Source organism: Pandoraea captiosa, from assembly GCF_902459775.1.
Lineage (GTDB): Bacteria > Pseudomonadota > Gammaproteobacteria > Burkholderiales > Burkholderiaceae > Pandoraea > Pandoraea captiosa.
This window is the reverse complement of record NZ_CABPSQ010000002.1, coordinates 72,374-84,795: the sequence shown is the minus strand read 5'-3', so window position 1 is coordinate 84,795 and position 12,422 is coordinate 72,374. Positions and strand designations below refer to the sequence as shown.

At 57.8% G+C, this 12,422-nt stretch carries 7 protein-coding genes; 4 read left to right on the top strand and 3 right to left on the bottom strand.

The features are described from left to right. Nucleotide 1: 1 nt before the first annotated feature. The 4 genes from PCA31118_RS05715 to PCA31118_RS05700 are packed head-to-tail and all read left to right on the top strand — an operon-like array spanning nucleotide 2 to nucleotide 6,486. Nucleotides 2–1,780, top strand: a complete 1,779-nt coding sequence (locus PCA31118_RS05715) for a class I SAM-dependent DNA methyltransferase (protein WP_150623913.1) — start codon at nucleotides 2–4, stop codon at nucleotides 1,778–1,780. Further along, complete coding sequence (locus PCA31118_RS05710; protein ID WP_150623911.1) at nucleotides 1,780–3,801, top strand: restriction endonuclease subunit S; 2,022 nt, start codon at nucleotides 1,780–1,782, stop codon at nucleotides 3,799–3,801. Before PCA31118_RS05715 ends, PCA31118_RS05710 begins: the two co-directional genes overlap by 1 nt. Before the next feature lies 1 nt (nucleotide 3,802). Beyond that, nucleotides 3,803–5,632 carry an AAA family ATPase gene (locus PCA31118_RS05705; protein WP_150623909.1) on the top strand — a complete coding sequence of 610 codons (1,830 nt, stop codon included), beginning with the start codon at nucleotides 3,803–3,805 and terminating at the stop codon, nucleotides 5,630–5,632. After that, complete coding sequence (locus PCA31118_RS05700; RefSeq protein ID WP_150623907.1) at nucleotides 5,629–6,486, top strand: HNH endonuclease family protein; 858 nt, start codon at nucleotides 5,629–5,631, stop codon at nucleotides 6,484–6,486. The genes PCA31118_RS05705 and PCA31118_RS05700 overlap by 4 nt, the downstream gene beginning before the upstream one ends. A 184-nt stretch (nucleotides 6,487–6,670) precedes the next feature. Here PCA31118_RS05700 and gyrB read toward each other — a convergent pair whose 3' ends face one another. The 3 genes from gyrB to dnaA form a co-directional block, all read right to left on the bottom strand. Further along, on the bottom strand, nucleotides 6,671–9,148 hold the full coding sequence (gyrB, locus tag PCA31118_RS05695; protein ID WP_150623905.1) for a DNA topoisomerase (ATP-hydrolyzing) subunit B: 2,478 nt from the start codon (nucleotides 9,146–9,148) through the stop codon (nucleotides 6,671–6,673). A gap of 180 nt (nucleotides 9,149–9,328) precedes the next feature. Next, nucleotides 9,329–10,435, bottom strand: a complete 1,107-nt coding sequence (dnaN, locus tag PCA31118_RS05690; protein ID WP_150623903.1) for a DNA polymerase III subunit beta — start codon at nucleotides 10,433–10,435, stop codon at nucleotides 9,329–9,331. 249 nt (nucleotides 10,436–10,684) lie between these two features. After that, nucleotides 10,685–12,253, bottom strand: coding sequence for a chromosomal replication initiator protein DnaA (gene dnaA, locus PCA31118_RS05685; RefSeq protein WP_150623889.1), 1,569 nt, complete (start codon nucleotides 12,251–12,253; stop codon nucleotides 10,685–10,687). Nucleotides 12,254–12,422: the final 169 nt, after the last annotated feature.

Sequence of the window (12,422 nt, the reverse complement as noted above, 5' to 3'; positions counted from 1 at the left end):
GATGAATCTTAGCAGCACCATCAAATCCATCCAGGACATCATGCGCAAGGACGACGGCGTCGACGGCGATGCCCAGCGCCTTGGCCAGCTCACCTGGATGCTCTTTCTTAAAGTGTTCGATCAGCGTGAGGAAGAATGGGAAGACGATAATCCTGCCTATCAATCGCCCTTGCCAGAGCGTTTCCGCTGGCGCAACTGGGCGGCTTACAAGGCCGATGCCGACGGCAAGAAAAAGCCGCAGATCGCAGGCAGCGAATTGATCAGCTTCGTCAATAACGAACTGTTTCCCACGCTCAAGGATCAGATCGACGCGGACCGCAGCCCCCAGCATAAGGTCATCCGCGAAATATTCCGCGATGCCAACAACTATATGAAATCCGGTCCGCAGATGCTGGCCGTGATAGAAAAGCTGGAAGAAGCCATCAACTTCCACGACTTCAAAACCCGCGCCAGTCTGGGCGATGTCTACGAGCAGATGCTCAATGACCTGCGCGGTGCAGGCAATGCTGGCGAGTTCTACACCCCACGCGCCATCACCGCCTTCATGGCCGACCGCGTGAACCCGCGGCTGGACAAACGCGAAACCGTGATGGACCCGGCCTGCGGCACCGGCGGCTTTTTGACCGCCGCCATTGACCACTTCCGCAACCAGCTCACCACGAAGTCCAGCGCCGAAGACAAGCGTGCCATCGAAGGGCTGATCCACGGCATCGAAAAGAAACAACTGCCCCACCTGCTGTGCACTACCAACATGCTGCTGCATGGAATCGACGTGCCCAGCCAGATCGAGCACCGTAACACACTGGGCATTGGCTGGAATGAATGGAGCGCCAACGACAAGGTCGATTGCATCATCACCAACCCGCCGTTTGGTGGTTATGAAGACGATGGTGTCGGCAGCGATTACCCGGCCGATTTGCGTACGCGCGAAACCGCCGACATGTTCATGGCGCTCATCATCAAAAAGCTGCTGAAAGAAAACGGCCGTGCTGCCGTGGTGCTGCCCGATGGTTTTCTGTTTGGCGATGGCATCAAAGGTACGCTGAAAAAATTGCTGCTGCGCGACTGCAAGCTCCACACCATCATTCGCCTGCCAAAAGGCGTGTTTGCGCCTTACACCACCATCAAGACCAACCTGCTTTTCTTCACCAAAGGCAGCATGGTCGATGACGGCACCGAACACTTCCACACCGACACTATCTGGTTTTACGAGCACCCCTATCCGCCGGGCTACAAGAGCTATTCCAAAACCAAACCCATTCGGCTGGAAGAGTTCAAACTCGAGCAAGAATGGTGGGGCAGCGAGGCCAACGACTTTGCCGATCGCGTGGAAAATGAATTCGCCTGGAAGGTGGATTTCAAAACCAAGCGTGAACAGGGCGAAGCCGCTGCGCATCCGCACTGGCAACGCGCCGAAGAACTGAACAATCAGGCTGCTGCACTGGAGGCCGAAGCTCGCGACCTGCGCACTAGCCTGGTCGGCAGCACCGACGCAGCCTACCGCGAAAAAATCGAAGCGCAGATTGCCGACCTGCGCGCCCAAGCCGAACCGCTACGCCTGCAAGCACGCGATGCGCAGGCGGCGGGAGATCGCCTGTACTGGCCCATCTTCAATCTCGATTTGAAAAACCCCAACGCGCCGGAAGAAGAAACCCACGACCCGGACCTGCTGCTGGAGAAGTACAAAAAGCTGCTGGGCGAGATTGAAGAAACCGAAAACCAGCTCAAAAGCGAACTGGCCGCCGCACTGGCGCATCACTTTGTCGGTGAGGATGCCTGATGGATGCGCAGCAGTTTTTGGCCGAATTTGGGCATATTGCGAATGCGTCAGGGGGTATTGGCAAACTCCGTGAGTTGATTCTTGAGTTGGCCATCAGAGGCGAGCTGCTCACCACACCCGATAGTGCTACGGACGCCCGAAACCTGCTTGCCGAAATCTCAAGCTTTCGGGCAGAGCTGGTTCACGCTGGCAAGCTTCGTAGACCTACGCCCCAGCCTGACATTGAAGCCACTGAGCTAAGCTTTACGCTCCCGACAAACTGGGCCTTTGAACGATTAGGTAACGTCTGTGAAATTGTTCGAGGCGTCACTTTCCCTTCGTCGAAGAAACAGACAAGTCGAGCATCCGGCGCAGTGGCTTGCCTACGCACCAGCAATGTTCAGGCAGAGGTTGATTGGGATGATTTAATTTTTGTCGATGAAGAATTCGTTGGCAGAGAAGATCAATGGGTCCAAAAGGGTGACACCATGATCTCAATGGCCAACAGCTATGAGCTCGTTGGAAAAGTGGCTCTAGTGAGAGAGGTCAAAGAGCGCGCAACGTTTGGCGGATTTATCGCTGCGGTGCGTCCTCATGTTCTTGAGCCTGATTACCTCTATCTCGTGTTGCGCAGTCCATACATGCAGGCGCGGATGCGCGGCACTGCAAGTCAGACCACCAATATTGCAAATATTTCACTTGGAGGCATGCGGCCAATACCAACGCCAATTCCACCGAAGGAAGAACAATCCCGCATCGTTGCCAAAGTCGATGAGCTGATGGCCTTGTGCGACAAGCTGGATATGCAACAACAAGAGCGGCGCAAACTGCAAAACAACCTGCGCCAATCCGCTTTGCAAGCCGTCGCTAGTGCCATCAGCCCGCACGAACTGCAAACCACCTGGGCGCGCCTGGCCGACAATTTCGGCTGTCTGTTTCATGCGCCGGAGGATGTGGCGGCATTCAAGGGCTTGGTTCTCGACTTGGCTGTTAGTGGCGAATTGCTGAACATTAAACATCGCCATGCTGCTACTGGTGCCGACTTGCTCGATGCTATTGCAGAGAAACGTATTGAATGGTCGCAGAGGTCGGAAGGGCAGGAGAAAAAAGAAGCCTTGGCGATGTTAAAGAAACTGCGTACTCAGCAAGTGCGCATTCCTGAAGGTTCTTTGCCCGAACACTGGGCATGGGCGTCACTGCTTCAGGTCTCACAAGCAGTTGTTGATTGCCACAATAAAACGGCGCCATATGTCAACGAAGGAATTCACCTCATTCGAACTACTGACATTCGTAACGGGCGGATGGATTTATCCAGCACACGGAAGATTTCAGAAGAGACGTATGCCTATTGGGCGAGGCGTATGCCCCCAAAGGGTGGCGACATCTTCTTCACACGTGAAGCTCCAATGGGTGAGGCAGCGATTGTCCCTGATGGAGAAAAGGTGTGCCTCGGACAGCGCTCAATGCTGATCCGACTTTTTCCTGAACTGTTCAGTAATCGTTTTCTTCTATATGTCATCCAGAGCCCGAGCTTTCAAACACGAATTATCGAAGCCGCGATTGGTATGACGGTCAAGCATCTGCGAGTAGGTGGCGTTGAGGATCTCGTTGTTCCGGTACCACCCAAGGCAGAGCAAGATCAAATTGTTGCCATCGTCGATGCGCTTTTCCGCATGTGCGACCGCTACGCAGATCAGCTTTCTCGAAAGCGGCGCATTGCAGCCAGTCTTGCTGCCAGTGCAGTGGCCAGCCTAACCGGCATCGACATCGAACAAGAAGAGGAACCTATGAAAGCCCCACAAACTGAATTGATCGCGCCGCTGCGGCTGGGCACCACGCCCGACATCAAAGCCCAGGCGCCGCTGGCCACTATCCTGGCTCGTCACAACGGCGAAATAAGCGCCAAGGATTTGTGGCAGCGCTTCGGCGGCGAGATCGATGCCTTTTACGCGCAACTGAAAGCCGAGGTAGCCCGCGGTTGGATTCTGGAACCGGCTCCCGCCGAAATGCGAGAAAAGCCGGCCGATACGGTGAGCGCCTGATATGCAACTGCTTCGTATCCGTATCCCGTCCTTTCGCAATCTGCGTGGTCTCGACATCGCTTTCGAGACGCACTTGCAAGGCCCGGCGAGTGCGCATGCTGATGCACAGCCCAGGCCCATCCGCAGTCATGCGCTAATCGGCCAGAACGGCACTGGAAAATCTAATCTGATCGAGGCGCTGATCACCATTTTTCGCGATGTGGATCTGGACCGCGAGGCGGCGTTCGACTACACGCTGGAATACAGTATTCGCGGACACGCTGTGCGCATTGAGGCGGATACCTCCAAGCAGAAGCGTCCTTATGTATGGGTGGATGGTGACCGTGTTAGCCAAGAGTACCTGACCAAAAACGACACGCCAGGCAAAGAATCGCCTGATCATCGTCGCGGCCCTCGCTTACTGCCAACACATATCTTTGCTTACTACTCCGGGCGCAATGAACGCATTGAGGTGTTGTTTCAGGAGCATCAGCGCCGTTTCAACCAGCGCCAGGAAATCACCACGGACGAAGTACTTTCCGAGCAGTTGCTGGAAAACTTTACCGGATCCGAGGCGGATATTCGTGCCGTCGAAGATGCCAAACGCCGCCGCGATGCGCGGCTGAAGCAAGCGGGCGACGACCGCCTGCGCCGACTGTTCTACTGCCGCGGCGGGCATAGCCAGTTAGTGCTGCTGGCATGTTTATTGTCCGACGACCCGGTATTCAAAAAGGTACTAAAAAACCTGCACATCGAGTCGCTGGAGTCGGCTTTGTTTGTGTTAAAAGAACCGCACCGTCTGCGTGAAAAGCGTCGTAACGGCAAGTTTGACGAACAAGAACTCAACGAAGGTGACCCACGTTTCTGGTATGCACGTGGCAACGTGGTGAGCGAGTTTCTCGACAAACTGTGGCAGGTGGCTTGGGCGCCGATTGAGCAAGAAGCCACAAAGCAAATCGACTTCCGTGGTCGCAGCGAAAAACAGAAGCAGCTTTACTTGTTCGTCCCCAGCCAGGAAAAACTCAAGGAGTTGGGCGGACTGGTCGGCGGCACCGATAGCTTCTTCCGCTACGCCGAGGGCGCCTACATTGGCGACCTGATCGACGAGGTGCGCATCACCGTTAAGAAGCGCGATGAGCATGGCGGCAAGGTGAGCTTCACCCAGCTCTCCGAAGGTGAGCTGCAAATGCTCACCGTGCTGGGCCTGATGCGCATCACCCGCGAAGACCATTGCCTGTTCCTGCTCGACGAACCGGACACCCACCTCAACCCGATTTGGAAGCTGCGCTACTTCGACGATATCGAAGGCGTATTGGGTGATAGTTATGTCGGTGGGTTCGACAGCGGTGCGTTTGATAGCAGTGCTTTTGATACATCCGCAGGGCAATCTCAAATCCTCATCACCACTCACGACCCGATGATGGTGGGCAGTCTCAAGCGAGAGCAAGTGCACATCCTTCGCCGCGATGGTGGCCGCACAGTGGTGGATGTACCCGACGAACATCCGCAGGGCATGGGCGTGACCGGGCTACTTAAAAGTGAGCTGTTTGGCCTCTCGTCCACACTCGACATCGAAACCGAGCGGCGCTTGTTCCGCCGAAATGAACTTTTTGTGAAATCACCGCGCACTCCGGAGGAGGATGCTGAGTTGAGCCGTCTGTCAGCCGAGTTGTCCGATCTCGGCTTTTCGACGGCTGACTTCCGCGACCCGGATTACGCGCTGTTCGTGCGAAAGATGGCGCAACACCGCCGCTTCCGCAAACCCGTGCTCACGCCCGAGGAGCAGGCCGAACAAGATGCGATTGCCGATTCCATCATCGACGAAATCTTGCGAGAGGAGGATGGCCAGTGATCTGGATCGACCTGGAGCACAAGCGGCCTACCGATACCGACATCCCGAATTGGGTGCCATGGACGCAAGCGCAGTGGGATGCCTGGCTGGCGAAGTCCGCCCAACTGGTCGCCAATTTGGCTGCCCTCGAAGCGGCGGGAAAACGTGATGAACGCAATGCACTGATTGACGCCAACAGCACTCACTGGGGTGCTTTGAAGGAATGGCTGTTGGCGTTGTCTGCGGGCAAATGCTGGTTCTCAGAAGTGCGCGAGCTGTACTCGCACTACGACGTGGAACACTTTCGTCCCAAGAAAGAAGCCAAGGCACTGGATGCCAGTCTGCGCGACGGCTACTGGTGGCTGGCTTTCGACTATATGAATTTCCGCGTGTGCGGCAATGTCGGAAACCGCAAGAAGGGGGGCTGGTTTCCACTCAAAGATGGCTCTCTGTGCTCCACCTACGCCGCGCCCTGTGAGGAATCCGAAACGCGCTATCTGCTTGACCCGATTGATGACGATGACGTTGCGCTGATCGCTTTTGACGAGGAAGGTAAGGTCATTCCCATGCCGGGTTCCTCCCCTTGGGAGCAGGAGCGTGTCATCGAGACGGTAAAGCGGCTCAAACTCAATGAGCACGCACCGTTGGCAGAAGCTCGCCGCAAGGTGTGGCAACAGGTGGACCGATTGATCGACGACTTTGCGATGGCCAAAGCCCGTTGTGGTGCAGGCAATAACCCGGCGGCCAAGGCGAAGTTGACTGAGGTCCGTGCGCGCGTACGCGAAATGACATGTCCAACGGCTGAACTATCGGCAGTCGCTCGTTGGTGCTTGTTGATGCGCAACGATCCACAGCTTTCCCGGTTGGTTGGGTGAGGCTCTGACATGACCGAACTACAATCTCGATGCCATCCTGGGCGCGCCGCCGCAAAGAAGCCAGTCGTCACATGGTCAACCATCTGCGATCAATAAACAAAACCCAACCGCTGTCGGCTGGGTTTTGTTTTATGAAATCTAAATTTTTTGGGAAAAATCTAAACTCCAATGGGATCCTACAAACTCAAACATCAATATTCCCAGCCCGCAACGCATTGCTCTCGATAAACGCGCGGCGCGGTTCGACGTCGTCGCCCATGAGCGTTGTGAAGATGCCGTCTGCGGCGATCGCGTCTTCGATCTGGACGCGCAGCAGGCGGCGCACCGTCGGGTCCATCGTCGTTTCCCAGAGCTGCTCGGCGTTCATCTCGCCCAGACCCTTATAGCGCTGCTTCGAGACCTTGCTCTCGGCATCGGCCATCAGCCACTTCATCGCCGACTTGAAGTTCGTCACCGATTGCGAGCGCTCGCCGCGCTTGATCGTCGCCCCTTCGCCAATTAGACCCTTGAACGTTTCCGCCGTCTTCTGCAACTGCGCATAGTCCGCCGTCTGCAGGAAGTCCGGATCGATCACGCTCACCTTCACGTTGCCGTGATGGCGTCGCTCGACACGCAGCGACACCACCGGATCGGCGTTCTCGACCTCTTCCGTCACCGCCCGGATCGTGATCTCCGGCGCCAGCGGGTCGTTGCTCAACGCCGCTTCCAACGCCTGCGCCGAGCGCTGCGCCGCTTCCTCGCTGCTCAGGTCGATGTCCACACCTTCGGTCACGGCCGTCAGCACCGACGCCTCGTACACGCGGCTCAGACGCTCGATCACACCGTCCGACAACTGATAGCTGCGCGTCAGCTCACCCAGCGCATCGCCCGAAATGGGCGCGGCACCGGTCGTCGGCGTCAGCTCGGCATTGTTCAGTGCAAGCTTGAGCATGTACTGCGCCAGCTCGCTCTCGTCCTTGATGTAACGCTCGTCCTTGTTGTGCTTGACCTTGTACAGCGGCGGTTGCGCAATGTACACATAGCCGCGCTCGATCAGTTCCGGCACCTGACGGTACAGGAACGTCAGCAGCAGCGTGCGGATGTGCGCGCCGTCCACGTCAGCATCGGTCATGATGATGATGCGGTGGTAACGCAGCTTGTCGATGTTGTAGTCGTCCTTGCCGATACCGCAACCCAGCGCAGTAATCAGCGTCACGATCTGCTCGCTCGAAATCAGCTTGTCGAAACGTGCCTTTTCAACGTTGAGCACCTTGCCGCGCAGCGGCAGGATCGCCTGGAACTTACGGTCACGACCCTGCTTCGCCGAACCGCCTGCCGAGTCGCCCTCGACCACGTAAATTTCGCACAGCGCCGGATCCTTCTCCTGGCAGTCCGCCAGCTTGCCCGGCAGACCAACGCCGTCGAGCACGCCCTTGCGACGCGTCATTTCACGTGCCTTGCGTGCCGCGTCGCGCGCGCGCGCCGCTTCCACGATCTTCGAGCAAATGATCTTCGCGTCGATCGGCGTCTCTTGCAGGAAGTCTTCAAGCGCCTTCGCCACGTACTCTTCCACCGGCGCACGCACTTCGGAGGACACCAGCTTGTCCTTCGTCTGCGACGAGAACTTCGGCTCGGGCACCTTCACCGACAACACGCAGGTCAATCCCTCGCGCATGTCGTCACCGGTCGTCTCGACCTTCGCCTTCTTGGCGATCTCGCTCTCGGAGATGTACTTGTTGATCACGCGCGTCATCGCCGCACGCAACCCGGTCAGGTGAGTGCCGCCGTCACGCTGCGGAATGTTGTTCGTGAAGCACAGCACCGACTCGTTGTAGCTGTCGTTCCACTGCATGGCGACTTCCACGCCGATGCCGTCACGCTCGCCCATCACGTGGAAAACGGTCGGGTGCAGCACCGTCTTCGACTTGTTGATGAACTCGACGAAGCCCTTCACGCCACCGCCGAACGCGAAATCGTCTTCCTTGCCAGTGCGCAGATCCGTCAGACGAATGCGAACGCCGTTGTTCAGGAAGGACAGCTCGCGCATACGCTTGGCGAGGATGTCGTAATGGAATTCGACCTTGCCGAAGATCGTTTCGTCGGCCAGGAAGTGCACTTCGGTGCCGCGCTTGTCCGTGTCGCCCACCACCTTGAGCGGCGACGTCTCGACGCCGTCGACCACATCGATCTCACGGTTTTGCGGCACGCCACGGTGGAATTCCATGAAGTGCTTCTTGCCGTCGCGACGCACGGTCAGTTTCAGATACGACGACAGCGCGTTCACGCACGAAACGCCCACGCCGTGCAGGCCGCCCGAAACCTTGTAGCTGTTCTGGTCGAACTTGCCGCCGGCGTGCAGTTCGGTCATCACGATTTCCGCAGCGCTGCGCTTCGGCTCGTGCTTGTCGTCGAACTTGATGCCCGTGGGAATGCCGCGACCGTTGTCCGTCACGGAGATGGAATTGTCCGCGTGAATGATCACGTGGATGTCGTCGCAGTAACCTGCCAGAGCCTCGTCGATCGAGTTGTCCAGCACCTCGAATACCAGGTGATGCAGACCCGTGCCGTCCGACGTGTCGCCAATGTACATGCCGGGACGCTTGCGCACAGCCTCCAGACCCTCGAGGATCTGAATGGAGGCTGCACCATAGCCGCTTTCGGCCTGCTTTTGCTGTTCGCTCATGACAATCTTCCGGTTACTGCGTCATTTCTGACGAATTACTGCTTCATGACTTGCCGCCCCCCGCGCGCTTTTGGCGCTCCGAAGGCCACTTATCCCGCAAAAGGATAATTCTCTAGAAACGCCAAAGGGGCGCTCGGCCCCTTCGCGCATGTGTGACGGCGCGTACGGCGGAATATCCGCTCAAATGCGCATCGGCATGACGACGTACTTGAACTCGTCGTTGTCCGGCAGGGTGATCAGGGCGCTCGAATTGGCGTCGCCCAGACTCACCTTCACTTGCTCGACCTTCAGGTTCGACAACACGTCGAGCAGATAGGTCACGTTAAAGCCGATATCCACCGACTCGCCCGTGTAATCGATCTCGATTTCTTCCTGCGCTTCTTCGTTTTCGGTGTTGTTCGCGCTGATCTTCAACTGGTTTTCGCTCACCAGGAAACGCACACCCTTGAACTTGTCCGACGTGACGATCGCCGCACGTTGCAGCGAGCGATGCAGCTCTTCACGGCTGATCACGAAGCTCTTGCTGTAACCCTTCGGGATCACACGGTTGAAGTCGGGGAATTTGCCCTCGACCAGCTTCGACACCAGTTCGACGTTCGCGAAACGGAACTTGACCTGGCTCGGCGCCACGTCGATCTGCACCGGATCGTCGATGTCTTCGAGCAGACGCTGCAACTCGAGAATCGTCTTGCGCGGAATGATGACTTCCTGACGCGCAAACTTCTCGCCGGCAATCGTGGTGTTGCAATACGCCAGTCGGTGACCGTCCGTGGCCACGGCTTCGATCTTCTCGCCCTCGACCACGAGCAGCATGCCGTTCAGGTAGTAACGGATGTCCTGCTGCGCCATCGCGAAGTGCACCATGCCCAGCAGTTGACGGAACGCACGCTGCGGCAACGCGAAGCTCGCAGCGTAGTCGTTGGCTTCCGCCACCGTCGGGAAATCTTCCGCAGCCAACGTCTGCAACTGGAAGCGGCTCTTGCCCGCCTGCACCGTCAGACGCTTGTCCGAGAGCGAAAGCGCCACTTCGGCGTCCGGCATGTTGCGCAGAATGTCGAGCAGCTTGCGAGCCGCCACGGTCGTCGCCACATCATCGGCGCCGGCACCGCAGTCAGCGGTGGTCGTGATCTGCAACTCGAGGTCGGTCGACAGGAAGGAAATGTCCTGTCCGTGCTTGCGAATGAGCAAATTGGCCAGAATCGGCAACGTGTGGCGACGCTCGACGATGCCACTCACAATTTGCAGCGGCCGCAGCAGATTGTCTCGTTGAGTTTTGACCAATTGCATATTTATCCTTCGTAGTAACTGTTAACGGGTGCCAGTTTCTGCTGAAAACCCGAATATTCCCTTATCAATCAATCGCTTGCAGTCGGGATAACAGGGCGGAAAACGCTGTGGACGAGCCGGGGACGCATTGTGCGCCGATCCGCTATTGTGCCCGAAAACACCGGTTTCCCCCAAACCGCACCCAGCTTATCCACAGGGACCCAGGCAACCCCGCCCGGCACCCCGCGTGTCCGCCCTGTGCATCAGGCGTTACCCCTTGAGCGTTTGCTCCAGCACGTGCAACTCGTGGTTGAGCTGCGCGTCCTTGCCTCGCTCTTCCGCAATCTTGCGTACCGCGTGCAGCACGGTCGTATGGTCGCGTCCGCCAAACAATTCGCCGATTTCCGGCAAGCTCTTCTGCGTCAGTTCCTTCGCCAGATACATCGCAATCTGCCGCGGCCGTGCAATATTGGCAGGCCGCTTTTTCGAATACATGTCGGCGACCTTGATATTGTAAAAATCGGCGACCGTCTTTTGAATGTTTTCGACGGAAATCTGACGATTCTGAACCGTCAACAGATCTTTCAGCGCTTCCTTCGTCAGTTCGATGGTGATCTCGCGACCATGGAACTTCGAGTACGCCAGGATCTTGCGCAGCGCCCCTTCCAGTTCGCGCACGTTCGAGCGAAGATGCTTGCCGACGAAGAACGCCACGTCCTCCGACAGCCCCACGCCTTCGGCCTGCGCCTTCTTGATCAGGATGGCCACGCGCATTTCGAGCTCGGGCGGCTCGATAGCCACCGTGAGCCCCGAATCGAAACGGGAAATCAGTCGGTCGTCGATGCCCGTGATTTCCTTCGGATACGTGTCGCTCGTGATGATCACCTGCGCCCGGTTGGCGATCAGCGCCTCGAACGCGTAGAAGAATTCTTCCTGCGTACGGCTCTTGCCCGAGAAGAACTGAATATCGTCGATCAGCAGCAGATCGAGCGAATGGTAGTAACGCTTGAATTCGTCGAATGCCTTGCGCTGGTAGGCCTTCACCACGTCGGACACGTACTGCTCGGCGTGGATGTACCGAATACGCGGATTCTGCTTCTCGGCGAGCAACTGGTTGCCGATGGCGTGAATCAAGTGCGTCTTGCCCAGGCCAACGCCGCCATACAGGAACAGCGGGTTATACGACGTACCCGGGTTGTTCGCGACCTGAATCGCCGCCGCGCGGGCCAACTGGTTCGATTTACCCGTCACGAAATTGTCGAAGGTCAGCACCGGGTTGAGCTTCGAGCGCTCGTAAATCGACTCGACTTCGCCGACCTGCACCGGCTCCTGCGGCGTGACACGCCAATTGCGGCGTACCGCCTCGGCTTCGCTCGCTTCCAGATCGGGACGCTCGCCATCGAGAGATGCCGCGTCTGCCGCATGGCCACCGGCGTTCGCACCGTTGGCACCATTAGCTCCGTTCGCCCCCCCAGCCACTGCGGCATGCGCGGCGGCAGCTGTCGGGTTCGTACGCGCGACACTCGTCGGCACGGGCGCGGGCGCAGCACTCGGTGCAGGCGCCGGGGTGGAAGAGGGCACGCGCAGACCGGCCTTCGGATCGAGAACGAACGTCACTTCGATCGGGGCATTCCAATAGTCGGCCGCCATACTCTGGATACGCCCGGAGAACTGGCTCTTCACCCAATCCAGCTTGAAGCGGTTGGGTGCGCCAATCTTGAGCGTGCGCGCCTGTTCGTCGAAGTCGAGCGGCGCCAGCGGTTTGATCCAGGTGCGGAATTGCTGGGGCGTCAGCTCTTGTTCGAGACGAGTCGCGCAGTGTTGCCAGAAGTCGTTCATGCAGCGTGTGTCCAGGTGGCGCGGGGCCCATCCGACGTCATCGTCCAACGCGTTCACCGTCCACTATCCGTTACATCAGATATGGGGGCAGAACGCGCCAAACCAAGCCGGCAGTCCCGTTCTCCCTTAGCACTGGGACGGGCTACCGGCCGCGACCTGGTCGGACCAG